The following is a 20,762-nucleotide window of genomic DNA, read 5'->3' on the forward strand; positions in this document are numbered from 1 at the left end:
TAAATATCATATGAGTATAATAATTTGATGACACATCAAAACAGGATTGACGAATAAATCATACCTCGCCAACCCTGTGTGATAGATGACGCCGATTCCAGTAGAATTGGTTGTATCAAAGTTTAATAAATCTTTGATTTTATCTTCAGGAATACCAACTCCATCATCACTAATTTTTACTATTGCTTCTTTGTCTTTACGCGTTATCTGAATCGTAATTTTACCACCAGAGAGACGTTGTAATATTCCATGTCTGATTCCATTTTCTACTAATGTTTGAATGGACATGGAAGGTACATAAATATGATCTAGCTCATCCATTATCCATTCCACCTCAATCCGATCACCAAAGCGCTCTTTCTCGATATACAGGTAGGAATGAACAAAATCGATTTCTTCTGATAATTTTACTAATGTTCCTGTTTCTAAGAATCGAAAGCTTTTCTCCAAATAATTAGTAAATGTTTGTAGCAGGGTAATCATACGGTTCTCATCCATATAGCTTAATGAAATAATAGAATTCAATGTATTAAACAAAAAATGTGGTCGAATCTGTGCATGTAACCAAGCTGCTTCCATATCAAAATGCTCTTGAATGGAGCGCTTTAATGCCGTTAATGCATGCACACGGGATTGTAGTTCTATAGCATCAACTGGTATGGTTACATAATCGTTTGCACCAGCTAGAAATCCTTTTAGAATGTCTTCAGATTGATTACGAGCAATCAGTAGAAGGATTGGCAAATCGGAAATAGAATCATTTTCACGAATAGTTTTAGTTAATCCATATCCAGAAAGCCTTGAATTTGATAACCTTGCATTGACAATCACTAAATCCCATTGTTCGTTTTCAATTCGTTGTAAAGCTTCTTTTCCATTAGAAATAGTAATAATTTCATATGCAGGTGATAAAATGTTTTTTAATACTTTTAAATGCAATGGATCATCATCAATTACTAAGATTCGTGCACCTGAAATAATTGCTAATTGCTCTGAAATTTGTCTAATTCCTCCTGTTGTCATTAAGAGGGAATCTTCAGTTGAAATAGAATCTGCATGAGCTTTCTGTTGTCTTGTCTTAGGCTGATCCTGCTTTAATTCACTCATATAGCTTATTGGAAGCGTGAAGATGAATTTAATCTTATTCCTATCCGTTTGAGCATTGATTTTCCCACCATGTAATTCAACTAATTGCTTGCAAATTACTAGTCCAAAGTCAACTTTTTCCTGTGTTATAGCAGTATAGGATTCTGAAAGTTTTCCGTTGCTTTCAACAGAAACATGAACATGCTGTTGCTCTTTTGTGGCGTCGATAATTAAAGTTTCCCTTGTTCAATGGATTTCATTGCATTATGAATAAGATTAAAGTGAAAATCGATCGTGACGCATCAAAAGAAGCTTTACGAGGTTATGAACCAACGTTACATGAAATTGGAGACGACAATACCGTAGATTCATCTACATGGGAAGCAACATCTCGTCATCTAGAAGAAGATGGTGAGCGTGACCCAACATTAGACTTTGGATTCGTTAAGACTAAGAAGGTAAGCGTAGGAGACTATGTCTGGATTGATGTAAATGGTGATGGTCTACAAGATGATACGGATATTAAGCTTCCAGGGGTAGTATTAGAAATTTTTGAAGAAGATGGAGAAACACCAGTAATAGATGTTTATGGAAATAAAGTTGGTCCAACAACAACAGATAAAAATGGCTACTATATCTTTGAAAACCTACCAGCTGATAAAACGTATGTAGTAAAAATTAATCGTGAATTATCAGCGAAAGCATTAGAAGGTTTAGAGCCAACATTACATGAAGTTGGGGATGACAATTCCATTGATTCATCAACATGGTTTGCGGTATCTCGTCATTTAGTAGAGGATGGTGAGCATGATCCAACGCTAGACTTTGGATTCATCATTCCAACTGAACCAGAGGAGCCAGTTGATCCTGAAGATCCAACAGATCCAGAAGAACCTTCTAAACCAGAGGAACCGACAGATCCAACTGATCCTGAGAAGCCAACTGATCCAGAGAAACCAGAAGAACCAACTAAACCTGAACCAAAAGATGAAGATAAATCTGATAAACTACCAGAAACAGCAACAAACACATTAATATTAAGATCTTATAAAATGAGCTTGTATTAATTATCGCTGGAGTTCATTTCATCTCCAGAGGAAAGAAACTAAATCAAGAAGAATAATAAGAAGGAGAAAAGTCGCTTAAAGTCTATTTAAGTGGCTTTTCTCATCTATTATTTATATTTATGGCTGTCCAGTGTAAAAATACTACAATTAATATTTAGATAAGAAAGATACATATGCTTTTAAGGAATTTTCGATATCAGAAAGATGAAGAGATTTCAAAGAATAGAGCTTAACAAGCTTTCCGAACTAGATTATACTTATGTTAGTATTAAATTCTGTTATATGTCTTAGAGAGGGGAATGGTCATTGCGAGCAATACTGATTGATGATGAATTATTAACCCTAGATTTTTTAGAGAGAAAATTAAATCAGCTATCAAAAATTAACGTAATCGGAAAATATACAAATCCACATGAAGGGCTTATTGCAGTAATTAAGGAAGAACCAGACATTGTATTTTTAGATATAGAGATGCCAGAAACAACAGGGATGACATTGGCAAAAGAGATTCAAAAGGCATTCCCGACGATTAAAATTGTATTTGTTACTGGATTTGAAGAATATGCGGTTAATGCATTCGAACTACAAGTAGAAGATTATGTTTTAAAGCCATTTGACGATGAAAGATTGATGAAGACAATTGCTAGAATTTCTAATCATACTATGAAAAAAATGACGAAACATATTAAAATGATATGTTGTTTTCAGCAGCTTAGCTTCACTTATTATGGCACAAAACAAGAAGCAATCGATGTGAATTGGCGTACATCAAAAGCAAGAGAGCTATTTGCTTTTCTTGTTCATCATCGTGGTCAATTTGTAAGAAAAGATATTATACTAGAGCATTTTTGGGCAGACTCAACAATAAAAAATGCATACGCACAGCTTTATTCAACGATTTATCAAATCCGTAAGTCGTTGGCAACTGTTGATTTTAATATTAAAATTATTAGTTCAGATAATAGTTATAAGCTAGAGTTGAATGACGTAGTAACAGATGTTGATCTATGGAAAAAAGACTTAGAAGAAATTCCTTTTGTGACGAAAGAAAATATCAAAAGGCATAAAGAGCTTTTAGAATTATATCGCGGAGATTATTTTGAAGAAGAAGGTTATCTTTGGGCAGAAAATGAGAAGAATAGATTGCATGTTGATTGGCTGGATCATCTAATGAAGATCGCAGATTATTACATAAACATTGAAAAACATGGAGAAGCAATCATTTTATATTTGAAAATGCAGGAAATACTTCCTTATAAAGAGGAGAGCTATTTTAAACTAATGAAACTATATCATACATTTGGTGATCGTTATTCTGTTATGGATCAATATAAGCGGTTAAAAGGGATGTTGAATGAAGAATACGGCACAGAGCCAAGCCAGGAAATTGAACAATGGTTCAAAGAATGGGAACAAGCACAAGCTAAGAAATGATAAGATCTTTGTATATATAAATTACAGATTAAAGAATCTCCATCTTCTTTCTCAGAAAGATGGAGATTCTTTTTGACCTGTTGAAAGTTACTTATCATCATTAGATAATTTTAATATATTAATTACTTTAAAGAAGATACCTAATACAATTGCTACAATGGTTGCTAACCCCATCCCTTTTAATGCTACTTCGCCAATACTAATAGTTGCACCACTAATTCCAACAACAAGCACGACACAAGTTAGAATGAGGTTCTGAGATTGACTATAATCAACTTTAGCTTCTACAAGCATGCGAATTCCACTAGCAGCAATAATTCCGAATAGTAGAATGGAGATACCGCCCATTACTGGTTTTGGAATAGATGAGATTAATGCAGCTAATTTTCCGCAAAAGGATAGTAAAATTGCGATACTTGCTGCCCCACCAATGATCCATGTAGAATAAACTCTTGTAATTGCTAAAACACCAATATTTTCACCATAGGTTGTATTTGGTGTTGAACCAAAGAAACTGGATAATATGGTGGAAATTCCGTTCCCAGCAAAGGAACGATCTAGACCAGGATCCTTCATTAAGTCCTTTCCAACAATATTACTTGTAACAAATAAATGACCGATATGTTCAGGAATTAATACGAGTGCAGCTGGAAGAATAATAAGAATTGCTGACCAATCAAATTTCATCGTATAGAATTCTGGTGCTGTAATCCAAGCAGCTTCTTTTACTGGATCTAGATCTACTAAACCAACGTTGTAAGCAATAATATAACCAATCACAATCCCTAATAAAATAGGAATAATTTTTAGGAAACCACGTAAAGTGACCCAACAAATAATGGTAATTGCTAATGTGGAAAGAGCAACCATTGCTACTTTAGGATCCATTACCCAGGTACTTGGATCAGCATCATCTCCTGGAATCCAACCTGCCATCTCTGCAGCAACAGGTACTAGCTCAAGTCCAATGACGGCAACAATAGCTCCCATAGCCGCTGGAGGGAAAATTACATCAATCCAAGAGGTTCCTACATATTTAACAATAATTGCAACAAGTGTTAACACAATACCTACAGCTAGAAAGCCCCCAAGAACATAACCATACCCATCTAAGCCATTATGCATGCTAAGTACGACTAGAACAGGTGAAATAAAGGCAAAGCTTGAACCTAAGTAAGCTGGTATTTTCCCCTTTGTTAGGAAAATATAAATGAGTGTTCCAATCCCGTTCATTAATAAAATAATTGCTGGATTAATTCCAAATAAAACTGGGACTAGTACAGTTGAACCAAACATTGCAAATAAATGTTGAAGACTTAATGGAAGACTTTGCAATAATGGAAGTCGTTCATGTACTTGAATTTCATCGTATTTCTTCATTTTCTAATCCTCTTTTCCTTCGTATATTTTTGCATATGGAACAGAAAAAACACCTAGTCTAGAGTTAGCCAGGTGTGGAAGGTGGATGGAATATAAATATCCATACTATTATTCATTTCTCCACCTTGCCAGCCTCTCCGGACTGTATTAAAGGTCTTTCAAAAAACTTATTGATTGTATGTATTGTCACAGTAATTGCAAGAATTGTCAATAATATTTTAATGGTAATTATTAAAATGATAAATCTTGTAGAATGGAATGCTGATTATTGTAAAAATAGCATCTGAAAACATATTTTTTATCATGTAACTAGAAATGAAAATTAAAGGGTGTTTCCCTGAAATGTGTCGAACAAAGAGTAGTAGAGCCCCAAACCAAGTATTTTGGGGGAAGAACAGTACCCAGGTCTATTTAGAAAAGCAGCAGTATATTGGTATCGAATTACAATATCACATTGTTTTAGTGATGGTAATAAAAGAGTGGCAATTATTTCTACCGATTTATCCCTGAGGTACAATGGATACAAAATTAAAGTTGATCAAGAAACTTTATATGCGTATTGTTTGCGAATCGGTGATCATAACACAAGACCTACACTTGATAAAATAGAAGATTGACTAAAAAGAAATGTTGTACCACTCAATTATTTTAACTAAGGATTATTTTATTTTTAAATTATATTGTAACTGATGATTAATCAAAGAACACCTCACATTAATTTGTGAGGTTTCACCTATAATATAGTCCAATTTTAGTACATCACTCACTTATCTTAGCTAGCGGCATTTGTTTTCAATTCTTTATTTTGACAGAGATTATATGAAATTTCTTCCACTTTTATTAGGCAGTTTTGTTCTGGAAAAATTAAAAGGAATAAAAGCGAATAATTACTGAAAAATAATGGAATTCGTTCGCATTATCGTATAAACTTTGATATTATAAGTTTGTCTTTATAATTGTCCGATTATGGAAATTGAACAAAAATCATTTTTATGATTAGGAAGGTGAATGACAATAATGAATATAGTGAGACCAAAGATTGTTGTTCTTGGTGCTGGTTATGCTGGACTAATGACAACAAAGCAATTAACAAAAGTTTTATCCCCAGAAGAGGCGGAAATTATCCTTGTAAATAAGCATAACTACCATTATGAAACTACATGGTTACATGAAGTTGCTGCTGGTACAATTAATCATAACCAGGCTCGTGTTATGTTAAGTGATGTAGTAAGTCAGAATCGCGTGCGTTTGATTTATGATGAGGTTGAGAAGGTAGATAAGGAAGAGAAGAAAGTTGTTTTATCGAATGCTGAATTAAGTTATGACTATTTAGTTGTAGCTTTAGGATTTGAATCGAATACATTTGGTATTAAGGGAATGGAAGAGAATGCATTTGCTATTAAGGATATCGATTCTTGTCGCTTAATTCGTGAGCATATGGAATATCAATTTGCTAAGTATAATAATAATCCAGATGCTGAGGACCATAGCTTAACTATTTTAGTAGGGGGCGGTGGATTTACTGGTATCGAGCTTGTAGGTGAGCTTGCAGAACGTGTTCCTGAGCTATGTAAGAAGTATGATATTGATCGCTCTAAAGCAAAAATTATCAATGTTGAAGCTACTCCTTCTATTTTGCCTGGCTTTGATGAAGAGTTAATTACATATGCAAAGCAATCTTTAGAAGCTCGTGGCGTTGAATTTCGTTTAGGGGCAATGATTAAAGAATGTACAGAAGATAGCTTTATCGTTGGTGAAGAAGCAGAAGAAATTAAAGCAGGTACAATTGTTTGGACTGGTGGAGTAACTGGTAACTCTGTTTTAGGTGCTTCAGGCTTTGAATTAAACCGTGGAAAAGTTTCTGTTACAGATGATTTACGTTTACCAGAAGATGAGAATATCTTCGTTCTAGGCGATTGTGCATGGGTTTGGAATAAGGAAGCGGATCGTCCATATCCACCAACAGCACAAATTGCACTTCAACAAGGTGTAGCAACAGCGAAGAATATTAAAGCATTAATGTACAACCAACCATTAAATAACTTTGAATTCCATGACAAAGGAACGGTTGCTTCTTTAGGTAGCACAGATGGAATGGGTTCTGTCTTTAATGGTAAAAAATTATTCGGTAAGCCAGCTGCAGTAATGAAAAAAGTAGTGGATAACCGTTCTTTATTCTTACTTGGTGGTGTAGGTTTAATTCTGCGAAAAGGTAAATTAAATCCATTTGATACGCTATAAGAGCGTGTTCAAAAAGGTCATTTCTACGGGACTTTTTGAACAACCTCTATAAAAAGTAAGCAATAAATGGCTGAATAGATTAGCTAGCATTTTCAATTAGTAAACGAAGAAAACGCTAAAGAATGGGAGGTAAACCTAAGATGAAAAACGGATTTTTTAGTTGTTTAGTATTAGGTGTTGCTGCGTTAGTAGGGTATACGATTATTACAAGAACTTTAGAAGAACAAAAAGACTTCAGATAAAAATAATCAAGGCATTGGGAGATGGTGATTCTACTCCTGATGTCTTTTTATTTGCATAATAACCGACCATTATGAAGGGACTCTCGACGCAAGCTTCTACTTTTCTGAAAAAGGGGAATCTTGTTTTATTTTATTTTCTAAGCTATAATAATGATTAGCAAAAAAAGTGTATAAAGCCTCAGGGGGAGCCATATGGCTGAGAGTGAATGTGGGAATAATCATTCAGACCCTTTGAACCTGTTAGTTAATACTAGCGTAGGGATGAGAGCTTATTTGATGGAGCAAGAGCGTAAGGAAGAACCCATCAGAAGCTTCCCTTGGCGTTGCTTTTTTTGTGGAAAAATAAAGGGAGGCATGTTTGATGAGTTCAAAGAAAGTGCTATTTCTAGTAGAGGTAGCCATTTTTACAGCACTTGCATTGGCGCTTGATCTGATTCCGTTTCTAAGCTTTAAAATTTGGGGGCAAGGTGGATCTATTTCCTTTGCGATGATACCAGTATTTATTATCGCATTCCGCTGGGGATTAAAAGGGGGATTATTATCTGGATTTTTATTTGGGATACTCCAAATCCCTTTTGGCGCTTGGATTCTAACACCGTTGCAAGGTTTTATTGAATATGGATTAGCTTTTACCGTCATAGGCTTCGCAGGAGTATTTGCAAAACAAATTCAACAAGCTGTGAAGGATGGAAGAGCCGGAAAATATTTCACGTATATTTTGCTAGGCGTATTATTAGGAACTACCTTACGATTTATTGGGCATTTTATAGCAGGAGTTGTATTTTTTGAAAGGTTTATGCCAGAGAATTTTACAAATATCTGGTTCTATTCCTTTGTATATAATTTCTCTTATTTATTCCCTTGCTTTATTATTTGTAGCGTCGCTGTCTTTTTCTTGTTTTATAAACAACCACGTACTTTATTAAATACAGCATCTTAATATTTGTATACTCACTTCTTCCATGAAGTGAGTTTTTTGTATTGAAAACAAGTCCTAACAACATTTGAAAAATGGTCACCTAACCACTGACATTCGCATAGATTATAGCATTCTATGTAGAAAGGAAGAAACCTATGGATTTGTTGTTTTCACATTGGTTATATGCTGCATTTACGCTAATAATAATTATTACAATGATTTTTAGGAAAGGTGTAGTTTTACCAACATTAATAGGGACATTTTTGGTTGGATGGGTTTATAAAGGAAATATTGTAGATGGATTTACTTCTATATTTCAGGCTAATTTAGTTGCTGCAACTGAATTATTTAATATTTTCTTAATCATTACATTTATGATGGCATTACTTCATTCCTTACGAGATATTGGAGCTGATCAGAAGATGGTTCAGCCGATTCAGAAGGTAATGATTAATGGTCATGTTTCCTTTTTTGTATTAATTGCTGTAACGTACGTTATTTCCCTTTTCTTCTGGCCTACTCCTGCTGTTCCACTGATTTGTGCATTATTGGTTCCAGCTGCTGTTCGTTCTGGTTTACCAATTATGACAGCTGCTGTCGGAGTAGCACTAGCTGGGCAAGGAATGGCTTTATCATCAGACTATATTATTCAAGTAGCGCCAAGTATCTCTGCCGCATCAGCAGGATTAGATACAAGCATTGTTGCTGATAAAGCATTTATTCTGTCACTTATTACTGGAGGTATTGCGATTTTCCTTGCTTATTTCATGTATCGTAAAGGAATTCGTAGTAAAAATCATCCAGATAGTGAATTAGAATTACAGGCAATACAAGAGGAAGAGGATATGCAAAAAAGGGAAAGTACGATTAAAAACTTTACCTTTTGGAGTAAACTCTTTGCGATTCTCGTACCATTGACTTTAACAGCAGTAGTTGTTTATATGATCTATACAAAATTGGCATATGGAAGAACAGGTGGTTTAGAAGGTGGCGATGGTGCAGCGTTTATTGGTGGAGTTGCAGTTATTCTCCTTGTCCTTTCTACAATTGCGTTTGGTAGACAACATGCATTAGATTATGTAAGTAATCATATTACTAATGGATTTATGTTTGCATTTAAGGTGATGGGCCCAGTTATTCCAATTGCAGGATTCTTCTTTTTAGGAAGTAATGAATTCTCAGGGAAAATTTTGGGAATAGAAGAATCTCCACCTGCATTTTTATTTGATCTTGTTGAATCTGCTCAACAATTTATTCCACAAAGTGCTCTTTTCGCTGGTATCAGTTTATTAATCATTGGGATCATAACGGGATTAGATGGCTCAGGATTTTCAGGCTTACCGTTAACAGGAGCTTTAGCAGCTACATTAGAAACTAATGGAATGGATGCTAGTACACTTGCAGCGATTGGGCAAATGGGAGCGGTATGGACTGGCGGCGGAGCAATTATTGCTTGGTCCTCACTAATCGCTATTGCCGGTTTCTGTGGAGTATCTGTCATGGAGTTAGTAAGGAAAAATTTTATACCTGTTATCATAGGTCTTGTTGCAAGCACGCTTATTGCTGTGTTCTTTTTATAAAAATTTTCTTCTATGTAAGTAAGAAATTTCAACTTCTTACTTACATAGATTATCGATTTTTAATGGACAGGCTTGGGTTCAAGATCATGGATAAAAGGTAAAATGGAAGTTATAATAAATGAGTATTTTTATCTTTAAAAAGAGGTAGGTGTGTTGAGATGAAAAAAGCAGCACCATTTTTGATGTTTCAGGGAAATGCAGAAGAGGCAATTAACTTTTACGTAGATAAATTTAAGGAAGCAGAACTTAAAAGTATGACTTACTATCAGGCAAATGGAGCGGGAACAGAAGGAGAGGTAGCAAGTGCTGTCTTCGCTGTTAAAGGACAGGAATTTATGAGCTTTGATAGTCCAATTAAGCATCAATTTGATTTCACACCGTCCTTTTCTGTTTTCATTACTTGTGAATCAGAGGATGAAATAGATACATTATATGCTAAATTGTTAGAAGATGGACATCCATTAATGCCGATTGGGGCTTATGGTTTTAGTAAGAAATTTGGCTGGGTGAATGATCGTTTTGGTGTTTCCTGGCAATTGAATCTAGAGTAATAAATAAAAAGATGCAAAAAATTCAAAGATAAAAAGGGGGCTACATCATGAAACAGCTTTTTATTAAACAAAAGGTCTTCAGTCTAGGTGAGAAGTTTACGGTTAAGGACGAACAAGAGAATGATGTATATTTTGTGGAAGGTAGCTTTATGCAGATTCCAAAGGTATTCTCCATTATGAATGAAATACGAGATGAAGTTGCACATATTACAAAAAAAGTGTTTACCTTTTTGCCGAAATTTGAAGTTGAGGTTGATGGGCGAAATATCTTAACCATTAAGAAAGAGCTCTCCTTTTTAAAGGCACGCTATTCGATTGAAGCAGCAGATATTGAAGTACAGGGTAATTGGTGGGATATGGATTTTCAAATCATACATCAAGGTGAAGTCATTGGGCAAGTAAAGAAAGAATGGTTTACTATAGCTGATAGCTACACGGTTCAAGTAGTGGATGAAGAGATGGAAGCTATCGTTATTGCAATTGTTGTGGCTATTGATTGTGTGAAAGCAGATCAATCATCTTCAGCCTCTGTCAATAATTTCTAAGCATATCCTTTTTTCTTATGAATGTGTGTTTTCTTATATGAATGCAAAAATCCAGCGAATGAACCAAGATGCTCATTTGCTGGATTTATTGTTACTCACTATCATTTTGTACAGTTGGTGGAATGGTTGGCCACATTGGAGTAATGCTAAGGCTATTTAAGTTTACTTTAAAAGCGAAGACATCATATCGATAGTAAAAAATGATTTTCTCGACAAGTTGATTATCTGTACTATAGGTTAAGCGAGATGCCTTCAGCAGAGGAGAGTCTTGTTGAACATTGAGTATTTTGCCAAGTTCTTCACTTGCGGGACATGCTTCAATTGCCTGTTCTGCTTGACTGAGCTTGATTCCTAATTTGTTTTCAAGTAATTCATAAATTGTATAATGTTCAAGTTCTTGATTACTTAAATGTTTGCCTAGTTCCCAAGGAATATATGCTTTTGCTAAGGCGATAGGTTTCTTTTCCACGAAATGAACTCTCTCAATTGCCAAGGTATCAATTTTTTTAGTTGTTTCTTTCACTAGAAAGCTATCTTCAGTCTGTTGTTTTTTCATTTTAATAATTTTTACTTCAGGGTCGTAGCCGCTTTTCTTAATAATATCAGATAGGCTTTGTAGCTCGTCTAACGTTTGTTCTACTTTTTCTTGTCTCACATATGTACCTTTACCTTGACTAGTCACTACAAGACCTTCATTTTCTAGTACTTCAATTGCTTTTCGAATGGTTATTTTACTGACGTTAAATCGCTCTTCTAGCTCTTTTTGAGTCCCAATTCTTTTTCCAGGTTGAATTACTTCAGAGAAGATATCCTTCTTTAATGTTTCTGCGATTTGAAGATAGAGTGCAATTGGGTTTTCTCTTGAGATAGTCATTAATACCAACTCCTACAAATTACAAGTAAATACAGCGACGTATATGTTCCTATGCTAATTTAAGTATACAGGATTATTACTAAATTACTATTTTTTTCATAGGCTAGCTAGGTGTTTGCATGAAAAAAACCACTTTTCTAAGTAACTCGAAAAGTGGTTTGTTATCTAAGCATGCGCTTTAGTAAAAGAAGCAAAAGAGGCAACAACTTCGTCAATGTCTTCATCGGTAATTAGGTAATGGACAATCATACGAACTTGCTTTTTACCAATGTTTTTAACTTTGATACCTTTCTTGAGTAGGTAGTCGATTAATTTTTGTGAATTCCAATGATCTTTTTCTAGTTTTGGTGAGACGATATTTGTCTGTACATCAGCTAAATCAATGGATAAACCGTCTAATTTCGCAAGTCGTTGAGCTAGTACTTTGGCACGGTCATTATCTTCTTTTAGACGATTGACCATATGCTCTAAGGCATAAAGAGCAGGTGCTGCAATAATACCAGCTTGTCGCATTCCGCCACCGAGTCGTTGACGGTTTAAAATAGCTTTATCAATAAATGCTTTAGAACCAGCAAGAATAGAACCAATTGGACAGCCTAATCCTTTTGTAAGGCAAATTTGTACAGCGTCCACTTCTTGGCAAATTATTATTGGATCTACATTTAATTCAACAGATGCATTAAACAATCTTGCACCATCCATATAAATAGGCAAATGATATTCATTTGCTAATTTGCGGATTTCCTTTAAGTTTTCTAATGGAATGATTTCGCCTTTATTCAGGTTATACGTATTTTCAAGGCAAATTAGACTTGTACGTGGTCTTTGAATATCACCGACATTAATAGCGTTTTCTATCTTTGCTAGATCATAGCTACCGCCATTAACTGGAATGGGGCGAATTTGAACCTGAGCTACTGTAGAAGTTGCTGCTCCTTCTAGTGTAAAGATATGAGAGTCTTCACCCATAATAATTTCTTCTCCTCGATTACAGAAGCTCATAATTGCTACTTGATTCGCCATTGTTCCAGATGTAACAAGTAGGGCAGCTTCCATTCCAAGCAGTTTTGCAAATTCTTTCTCTAGTTGATTAACTGTTGGATCTTCACCCATAATGTCATCACCTAATTGCGCATGAAGAATGGCTTCTAACATTTCTTGTTTTGGCAATGTTACTGTATCGCTTCTTAAATCAATCATTTCTTTTTACCTCCATTAAGCACTTTCTGTTCCTTTATTTCCAAAGAAACGGTTGACGATTAAGGCAAGAGCTCCGTCCCCAGTAATATTTGTTGCGGTACCAAATGAATCCTGTACCATAAATAAAGCTAGCATTAAACCTAGTCCAACCTCATCGAAGCCTAAAATCGATTGTAATATCCCAAGTGTTGCAAGTACTGAGCCTCCAGGGACTCCAGCAGCGCCAGTTAAAACGATACCAAGTACGATAATAAAGACGATAATCAAATTGATTGGTGGTAATTCGCCAAGGGTAATAATTGAAACAGTAATGGCACTAATGGTTAATGTTAATGCAGCACCAGCTGTATGAATATTTGCATATAATGGTATCACGAAATCGGCAATTTTTTTATCCATATTTGGAATTGTTTTTGCCTGTCTTAAGGATACAGGCATTGTAGCTGCGCTAGACATCGTTCCAAGTGCGGTTACATATGCTGGTAACATTGCTTTAAATGCCACAAATGGATTTGCTTTTGCTATAAAAGCAGCTAAGCTAAATTCAATGGTTAACCAAACTAATTGAAGCAGGATAATAAGAACAAGCATTTTTCCAAAGATAACAATTGCTGAAGTCATTTCACCTTTGGCTGTAATACCAGTAAAAATACATAAAATAAAAATAGGGATAACAGGAATAATAAATTTCCGAATGACAACATCAATAATATCTTTAAATTCATCAACTAAATTGGCGATAAGCTTTGATTTTCCCCAGCTTGCTGCTAGACCAATTACAATTGCCAGAACTAATGCGGACATAATATCCATCATTGGTGGAAAGGCAATTTCTACAAATGGTTCTCCAATTTCTGCACCTTCAACATCCGTAAATGTTCGATTAGCAATGAATTTAGGAATAATTAAATAGGAGCTAACTGCTGCAATTGTACAAGCAATAATTGTATCAACATAAGAAAGTCCAACAGAGAATGTCAATAACTTTCCAGCATTCTCTTTCAGTTGAGCGATGCTTGCTGCAACAAACGCAAAGATAATAAAGGGAATGAAAAACTTAATTAAATTACCTAAGAAAACTCTACCTGTTTCCGTGATGCTGATTATCCATTGTGGTGCAAATAAACCAATTAAAATACCAATTATAATTCCAATTAAAAGTTTCGGGATTAGACCTAATTTCACAAGTAATTCCCCCAATCTATATTTTTAAATATTGCAAAAATAATAAGAAAAGCTTCCTCCTTTCAATTTAAATTAATTATATTATATTACAACATATAATATGACATCATATGATAAGTTGTCAATGTGATGATAAAGTAAAATTTTGTTTAGGGAAATATAGCGGTTAATTATATAGTGATGAAATTAAGGATAGAGAAGGAGAGGAGTTTGAATAAAGGGGAAGCATCAATAAAGCCAGCGAATGAACAAAAACTGCCCATTCGCTGGCTTTATTAGATGCTACTTTTCTTCGTATAAATGCTAGAGTAAACAAAGATAAACATAAACGCTATATCTATATTTCTAGAATAAGAAATCAAGTTGGAGCATTTTAGATATTATTGTTTCGCAAAGTATTCATTTTGCAGAAGTCCCATATGAATGATGTCATGCCACTTGCCATTTCTAAATAAACTTTGTCTACTGTTTCCTTCTTGTTGAAAACCAATCTTAGTGTACAAATGAATAGCCCTATCATTAAAAGAAAACACATTAAGGGAAACTCGATGAAGGTTCATTTCATAAAAAGCGTAATCCAGTAGTAATTTCAATCCTTCTGATCCATATCCTTTACCCCAATATTCCTTTTCTCCGATATCAATAATACATTCAGCATTTCTATTTTTATAATCAATGTTAATTAATGATACAATACCAATCGATATCTCGTTTTCTTTTTCAACCATGATATAGCTTTTGGCTGTAGAAGATCCCAATATCACATGATCTACAAATTCTTGCGTTGCATTTATCGGATAAACATCCAAAGAAGGATTGGTGGACTGTATAACTTCTATATCATTTCTCCACTTATGATAAAGTTCTGTATCTTCCTTTGTCACTTTTCTCAATTTTATTCTTGATGATTCAAATAACATAACAACCACTCCTTATTTTGTGGATTTTGGATTAATTAATTTTTCTAAAGAGAAAAGTAAGACAGATAATTGATCCTTTACTTTTGTTTGTTCATATCCCAATTGAAATGTGTCCAACATCAAACCATTTATAAATGATATGAGATATCTAGCAATCGAACAGGTGGAGTGTTCAGGTCTAAATTCTCCTCTATGTGTTCCTTCATTTAAAACTTCCTCTATAACTGCAGTAGTCTGATTGTAACGTTCTGCAATGTAAGGGAAATTGTCTTTGTTATTGGCATAATTGGAGGATAAAAAGAATTCCGCCTTTGCATAGAGTAATGTTTGATCAATTGTTTCAATATAAATATGCTGTTCTTCAATCCAGTTTTTTAGCTGTTGCCATAGTGGAGTTTCGTCGGAGAGCATAAAATACTGAATATCTTTTTGGTCATCATATTTTAATACCTCGATAAAAACATGATCAATATTATTGAAATAACTATACAATGCACCCCTAGATATTTTGGCTTTGTCCATAATATCTTGCATAGATGTGTGAACAAATCCTTTTTCGATAAACACTTTCTTAGCTGCTTCTATCAATTCTTTTTTTCTTTCCTTTTTATATTTCTCACTAACTTTTGGTGCCATAAAAGCTACCTCCTTAATAATTGAGAAAAAAACTATACACTATTGTCGTTTTATATTGTGAATTATACCGACAATAGTGTATAGTTTCAACTATGTTTTGCGATAACTATGGAAATTCATTTGTAACAATTAGTCATAAAAAACCACATTCTTATCAAGAAGAATGTGGTTAAGTATTTGTATTAGTATAAATAATTTCTTCCTTCTAAAAAGTTCAATCATGCTTCAGTTAATTTATACTAAATTCGATTGATAGCTTCTATTTTTTCTTCATATAAAATGCTAGAGCGAACATCATTAGCGCAAATGCGAGGACAAAAGGTATCCAGCTGTATATCCATAGTTTTAGAAGAAGCAATAGAACAAAAGCGCCAATTGCTAAAACCCAGATAGCTGCTGTTATGATACCAAAGGCTGCAGCATTCCCTGAGTTTTGAAATTCTTTTGCCCATTCCATTTCTGCTGTTTCAACTTTTTTCACCCACGATTTACGGTGATCTGCTTCAGTAATTATTAAATAACTCAGTACTCCAATGCTTGGTAAGGCGAAAGGAATTAAAACTCCAAATGCAGCAGCTAATGATTTTGCTTCTCCGAAGATTAACATAGGTACTAATAAGGCACCAAATAACAAAACAAAAGTTGCGATTCCATAGATAGAAGCACGCACTGGTCGCATTGGATTTCTAGTGGCTGTTTCTTGTGTTAATGCCATGTACACGAATCCTGCTATTGGGATAGCTAGGAATACGAATAGGGAACCGATAAAAGCTTCAATTTTATTGGATGCAAAAAATCCTTGGAAAGCAATAATGATTCCAAATAATGTCAGCACTGCTAAGATAGTATAAATTGCTGCTCTAGGTTTTGAGATAAAGTGACGTAATGACATGTATTGATATTCAAATACTTCTTTCTTTTTTGATAAACTCATTTCATCAGCGATTTTATTTACATCAGCAAATTCTATTTCAATTTTTTTCATTGCATCATTTCTTGTGGTACCTGAAGCGATTAAATTATCAACCCGTTCTTGGAGATTGGTTAATAATTCTTCTTTGAAATCATGTAATTCAGCAGTATCTTCATAAGCTTCAAATGCTTTATCAATAAACAATTTTAATTCCATTTTTACTCCTCCATAAATAATTTTTCTAAAATTTGCTTGGTAAACTCATAGTCCTTCAGTTTTTGTTGATATAATAAGCGGCCAACATCTGTGATTCGATAATATTTTCTCCGACCGCCCTGGGTTTCATCTCCCCAATAAGATTCAATGAATCCGTCTTTTTCCAAGCGTTTATAACTAGAATAAAGTGTTGTTTCTTTCAATTCATATAAGTTATTTGTCTTCTGTAATACGCGATTATAAATTTCAAACCCATAACGATCACGTTTTTGTAAACTTGCAAGCACAATTGTATCTGTGTGACCACGTAAAATATCACTTGATAATCTTCCTTCCATTAGACTCACCATTCTTTCTTATCATAGTACTACGACTGTCGTATATAATGTTTTAAAAAAGAGATGCAAAGATAGTGCTGATTGTTTTAATTGTATGTCATAGTACTACGACTGTCAAGTATATAAAAGTACTTAATTTAAAAGGAATGAAAATCGATATAAAATTCTTATTAAGAAACATTGTCACAACCTTGTCAAAAAGAGCTTGTTTATAGTGGGAGATGAGACCGCTCTCTATACTTTTTCATTTACTACTTTGTTATACTGAAAATAAATAAAGAGAACTTAAATAAACTGAATATTAATATTTGTCATCTTGATAATTGGATTTCGTGGATGATTATTGAATCTCTATTTCGCTACTGAATGAACGAATAACATGAGAGGTTAGAAATTAGTTTCATCTAAGTTTTATTCACCTCTACAGTAGGGAGGGTTCATAGAAAAGCAATCTGTTAGACAAAATTTAATTAATATGTGGTTTCTTCAATCTTCATTGAGACGTCTCCTGCTTAGGAATGGATTTATTGTCAGAAAATATTGTGAATTTTTTGTGTGATTGGCTTAAGGATATTTATTTTAAAAAAGATGAATAATGATTTATAAAGTAATATTTAACAAGCCAGTAGCTGTAGGGTTTCTACTGGTTCCGTTCTATATATACCAACTTGAATAATGAAAGCCACAGGATTAGCAGTCACATTTATTTCATCTATTGGGGGAACAATAACAAGAAAAATTTGATTATAGTAAGTGTTATTGTTGCACTACTTAAGGGAAAAGTAAGACATTAAGTTAAATACAGAAATTTTAACTCTTTTCATTTCAGCTATAGCATTAAAACTTGAATTGGCGAATGATTTTAGTGTGATAATTGCAAGAAGGAGAGGAAATGTATGTTATTTGATGATCCAGTATTTATGAGTCGAATGTTAACGATATTAACATTATCTTTTCACATTATTTATGCAACCATTGGTGTCGGTATACCATTAATGATAATGATTGCACAATGGATCGGGATTCGCAAAAATGATCAGCACTACATTTTAATGGCAAGAAGATGGGCTCGTGGATATGTTGTTACAGTAGCAGTTGGTGTTGTAACTGGTACAATTATTGGTTTACAGCTTTCCTTGTTATGGCCTAACTTTATGGAGCTTGCTGGTCATATTATTGCACTTCCTTTATTTATGGAAGTTTTTGCATTTTTCTTTGAAGCTATTTTCTTAGGAATTTATATTTACACTTGGGATCGTTTTAAAGACCAAAGAAAGCATTTCTTATTGTTAATACCTGTCATGATAGGTGCTGGTATGTCGGCATATTTCATTACAGTTGTAAATAGCTTTATGAATGCACCACAAGGATTCGATCTTGTGGATGGTGCACTAACGAATGTTAATCCGATATTAGCGATGTTTAACGTAGCTGTACCAACAAAGGTATCTCATGTACTGGCTACTGCATATATGACTTCTGCTTTTATTCTTGCAACTATTGCAGCTTTCAAATTGATAAAAGGCTCCAAACATGCTTATCATAAAAAAGCTTTGTATATGACAATGAAGATTGGTTTAGTATTTGCTTTAGCTGCAGCAATTATTGGTGATTTTTCAGGGAAATATTTAGCAGAATATCAGCCTGAAAAATTAGCAGCGGCAGAATGGCATTTTGAGACGGAAAGTGAAGCACCTTTAGTGTTATATGGTGTATTGGATGAAAATAATGAAACACGCTATGGTTTAAAAATTCCGTACGCATTAAGCATTCTCGCGCATGGTTCACCAAACGCTGAGGTTACTGGTCTAAATGAGTTTCCTGAAGAAGAGAGACCACCATTAAAAATCCATTATTACTTCGATATTATGGTTACGATTGGTGTGTTTATGATTGTTGTTTCATTGCTATTCTGGGTTGGTGTAAAACGGGGATGGCGTTTTGTAGAAGGAAAAGGATTCAGATGGTTAATTGTCGCAGGAGGTCCATTATCCTTTCTTGCAATTGAGGCAGGCTGGTGGATGGCAGAAGTAGGTAGACAGCCATGGATTTTACGAGGGATTATGACTGTCGATGAGGCAGCTACAACTAGTGATTATGTTGGTTTAATGTTCATTCTCTTCTTGATGCTTTATACGGTACTCGCGATCGGAACTATTGTTATATTAAGACGTATTTTCCTTCATAATCCGATTGAGAAGGAATTAGAAACACTAGAGCCTGTTAAGGATGGTGAGCGATAATGGGTTTAGAAATCTTAGGTATCACTGTACTATGGATCTTTCTTTTTGGTTATTTGATTCTTGGGTCTATTGATTTTGGTGCTGGATTCTTTAATGCGTACAGCATATTAACTGGAAAAGAGAGGATTCTCTCAAGTATTATTCAGCGATATCTCTCACCTGTCTGGGAAGTAACGAATGTGTTTTTCGTATTCTTTTTCGTTGGAATGGTTGGTTTCTTCCCACAATCTGCATTCTATTTCGGTACCATTTTACTTATTCCCGGAAGTATTGCCCTCATTTTAATGGCGATACGTGGTTCCTATTATGCTTTTGAGACTTATAGTTCTAAGGGACATAAAGGGTATGCATTTATGTATGGTGTTGCAGGGATCTTAATTCCAGCTTCATTATCTGTTGTATTTGCTATTGCACAAGGTAGAGTTGTTTCCATTGAAAATGGAAATCCAGTACTTGACTATGCGGCATTATTTACAAGTCCATTATCATGGTCAATTGTAGTACTTGCGTTAATTGCTGTTCTATATATTTCAGCTGTTTTCCTCACTTGGTATGCACACCAAGCTGGAGACGGGGAAGCAAGTAATTTAATGAGGAAATATGCTCTTATTTGGGCAGTGCCATTAATCATTGCAGCTGCAGGTATTATTTTTGAATTAAGAGCTGCTAATCCGGAATTGTATTCTAATATATTAAATCTATGGTGGATGTTTGCCTTCTCATTTATTTTATGGTTATTAACCCTATGGCTTGTATGGCAAAGAAAGAATTATGCTACTGCAGTTTGGCTCTTGATCGGTCAATTTGCTTTTGCCTTTTTTGCGTACGGGATTGCTCATTATCCTTATATTCTTTATCCACACGTAACAATTCATGAGGGGTTTACAAATCAATCTATGGCTATTTCATTAGTTATTGTATTTATCCTTGGACTTGGACTATTAATCCCATCCATTTATTTACTATTGAAGCTTGTTTTATTTAATCAAGACGACCAAAAAAATAAGAAAGAGTGAGAAATATATGTTGAATGATTTCCTGATTTTTATTGCTCCTGTTCTTATGATAGGCATAGCTATGTTCCTTTCTTTTTTCGTATCAGTGAAGGATGAAGCTGTTAGAGATGATCTAGAGTCGGATGATAATGGAAAATAACATATAAAATAAATCTATAAAGATAGAAAAGATGAAG

The 20,762-nt window shown here is 34.3% G+C and carries 19 protein-coding genes and 1 riboswitch; of the genes, 10 read left to right on the plus strand and 9 right to left on the minus strand.

The window, feature by feature from the left end; genetic code table 11:
- Window positions 1–6: 6 nt before the first annotated feature.
- Entirely contained in the window at window positions 7–1,107 is a 1,101-nt protein-coding gene (locus AB4Y30_RS06205; RefSeq protein WP_368654619.1) for a histidine kinase, read from the minus strand.
- 245 nt (window positions 1,108–1,352) lie between these two features.
- Between AB4Y30_RS06205 and AB4Y30_RS06210 the strand changes: the two genes are divergently transcribed.
- Both AB4Y30_RS06210 and AB4Y30_RS06215 read left to right on the plus strand, forming a co-directional pair.
- Complete coding sequence (locus AB4Y30_RS06210) at window positions 1,353–2,153, plus strand: SdrD B-like domain-containing protein (protein WP_368654620.1); 801 nt, start codon at window positions 1,353–1,355, stop codon at window positions 2,151–2,153.
- Between the two features lie 306 nt (window positions 2,154–2,459).
- The gene (locus AB4Y30_RS06215; RefSeq protein ID WP_368654621.1) at window positions 2,460–3,587 is read left to right on the plus strand and encodes a response regulator; all 1,128 of its coding nucleotides are present in this window, start codon (window positions 2,460–2,462) and stop codon (window positions 3,585–3,587) included.
- Between the two features lie 87 nt (window positions 3,588–3,674).
- Here AB4Y30_RS06215 and uraA read toward each other — a convergent pair whose 3' ends face one another.
- A complete protein-coding gene (gene uraA, locus AB4Y30_RS06220) occupies window positions 3,675–4,967 on the minus strand; it encodes a uracil permease (RefSeq protein WP_368654622.1) in 1,293 nt (430 codons plus the stop codon).
- Window positions 4,968–5,350: 383 nt separating this feature from the next.
- Between uraA and AB4Y30_RS06225 the strand changes: the two genes are divergently transcribed.
- The 6 genes from AB4Y30_RS06225 to AB4Y30_RS06250 all read left to right on the plus strand — a co-directional run bounded on the left by AB4Y30_RS06225 (window position 5,351) and on the right by AB4Y30_RS06250 (window position 11,045).
- Entirely contained in the window at window positions 5,351–5,584 is a 234-nt protein-coding gene (locus tag AB4Y30_RS06225; RefSeq protein ID WP_368654623.1) for a type II toxin-antitoxin system death-on-curing family toxin, read from the plus strand.
- 400 nt (window positions 5,585–5,984) lie between these two features.
- Window positions 5,985–7,208, plus strand: coding sequence for an NAD(P)/FAD-dependent oxidoreductase (locus AB4Y30_RS06230; protein ID WP_368654624.1), 1,224 nt, complete (start codon window positions 5,985–5,987; stop codon window positions 7,206–7,208).
- A 413-nt stretch (window positions 7,209–7,621) separates the two neighbouring features.
- A riboswitch (TPP riboswitch) is annotated at window positions 7,622–7,729 on the plus strand.
- 82 nt (window positions 7,730–7,811) lie between these two features.
- Window positions 7,812–8,390 (plus strand): energy-coupled thiamine transporter ThiT, encoded by a 579-nt coding sequence (gene thiT / locus AB4Y30_RS06235; protein WP_368654625.1) that lies wholly within the window; start codon window positions 7,812–7,814, stop codon window positions 8,388–8,390.
- A 134-nt stretch (window positions 8,391–8,524) separates the two neighbouring features.
- Window positions 8,525–9,949 carry a hypothetical protein gene (locus tag AB4Y30_RS06240; RefSeq protein ID WP_368654626.1) on the plus strand — a complete coding sequence of 475 codons (1,425 nt, stop codon included), beginning with the start codon at window positions 8,525–8,527 and terminating at the stop codon, window positions 9,947–9,949.
- Window positions 9,950–10,107: 158 nt separating this feature from the next.
- Window positions 10,108–10,500 carry a VOC family protein gene (locus AB4Y30_RS06245; protein WP_368654627.1) on the plus strand — a complete coding sequence of 131 codons (393 nt, stop codon included), beginning with the start codon at window positions 10,108–10,110 and terminating at the stop codon, window positions 10,498–10,500.
- 47 nt (window positions 10,501–10,547) lie between these two features.
- Window positions 10,548–11,045, plus strand: a complete 498-nt coding sequence (locus AB4Y30_RS06250; RefSeq protein WP_368654628.1) for an LURP-one-related/scramblase family protein — start codon at window positions 10,548–10,550, stop codon at window positions 11,043–11,045.
- 91 nt (window positions 11,046–11,136) lie between these two features.
- Here the strand turns inward: AB4Y30_RS06250 and AB4Y30_RS06255 are convergent, their stop codons facing one another.
- The 7 genes from AB4Y30_RS06255 to AB4Y30_RS06285 all read right to left on the minus strand — a co-directional run bounded on the left by AB4Y30_RS06255 (window position 11,137) and on the right by AB4Y30_RS06285 (window position 17,327).
- Window positions 11,137–11,919 carry a GntR family transcriptional regulator gene (locus AB4Y30_RS06255; RefSeq protein ID WP_368654629.1) on the minus strand — a complete coding sequence of 261 codons (783 nt, stop codon included), beginning with the start codon at window positions 11,917–11,919 and terminating at the stop codon, window positions 11,137–11,139.
- Window positions 11,920–12,084: 165 nt separating this feature from the next.
- On the minus strand, window positions 12,085–13,119 hold the full coding sequence (locus AB4Y30_RS06260; protein WP_368654630.1) for a low specificity L-threonine aldolase: 1,035 nt from the start codon (window positions 13,117–13,119) through the stop codon (window positions 12,085–12,087).
- 15 nt (window positions 13,120–13,134) lie between these two features.
- On the minus strand, window positions 13,135–14,304 hold the full coding sequence (locus AB4Y30_RS06265; protein ID WP_368654631.1) for a cation:dicarboxylase symporter family transporter: 1,170 nt from the start codon (window positions 14,302–14,304) through the stop codon (window positions 13,135–13,137).
- Window positions 14,305–14,684: 380 nt separating this feature from the next.
- Window positions 14,685–15,224 carry a GNAT family N-acetyltransferase gene (locus AB4Y30_RS06270; protein ID WP_368654632.1) on the minus strand — a complete coding sequence of 180 codons (540 nt, stop codon included), beginning with the start codon at window positions 15,222–15,224 and terminating at the stop codon, window positions 14,685–14,687.
- Between the two features lie 12 nt (window positions 15,225–15,236).
- On the minus strand, window positions 15,237–15,860 hold the full coding sequence (locus AB4Y30_RS06275) for a TetR family transcriptional regulator (RefSeq protein ID WP_368654633.1): 624 nt from the start codon (window positions 15,858–15,860) through the stop codon (window positions 15,237–15,239).
- Between the two features lie 259 nt (window positions 15,861–16,119).
- Window positions 16,120–16,989, minus strand: a complete 870-nt coding sequence (locus AB4Y30_RS06280) for a permease prefix domain 1-containing protein (RefSeq protein ID WP_368654634.1) — start codon at window positions 16,987–16,989, stop codon at window positions 16,120–16,122.
- A gap of 2 nt (window positions 16,990–16,991) precedes the next feature.
- Window positions 16,992–17,327 carry a PadR family transcriptional regulator gene (locus tag AB4Y30_RS06285; RefSeq protein ID WP_368654635.1) on the minus strand — a complete coding sequence of 112 codons (336 nt, stop codon included), beginning with the start codon at window positions 17,325–17,327 and terminating at the stop codon, window positions 16,992–16,994.
- An 896-nt stretch (window positions 17,328–18,223) separates the two neighbouring features.
- Between AB4Y30_RS06285 and AB4Y30_RS06290 the strand changes: the two genes are divergently transcribed.
- Window positions 18,224–19,570 (plus strand): cytochrome ubiquinol oxidase subunit I, encoded by a 1,347-nt coding sequence (locus AB4Y30_RS06290; RefSeq protein ID WP_368654636.1) that lies wholly within the window; start codon window positions 18,224–18,226, stop codon window positions 19,568–19,570.
- Window positions 19,570–20,586, plus strand: a complete 1,017-nt coding sequence (locus AB4Y30_RS06295; protein WP_368654637.1) for a cytochrome d ubiquinol oxidase subunit II — start codon at window positions 19,570–19,572, stop codon at window positions 20,584–20,586. Before AB4Y30_RS06290 ends, AB4Y30_RS06295 begins: the two co-directional genes overlap by 1 nt.
- The last annotated feature ends 176 nt before the right edge of the window (window positions 20,587–20,762 follow it).

The organism is Ornithinibacillus sp. 4-3 (assembly GCF_040958695.1).
Taxonomy (GTDB): Bacteria; Bacillota; Bacilli; order Bacillales; family Amphibacillaceae; genus CALAMD01.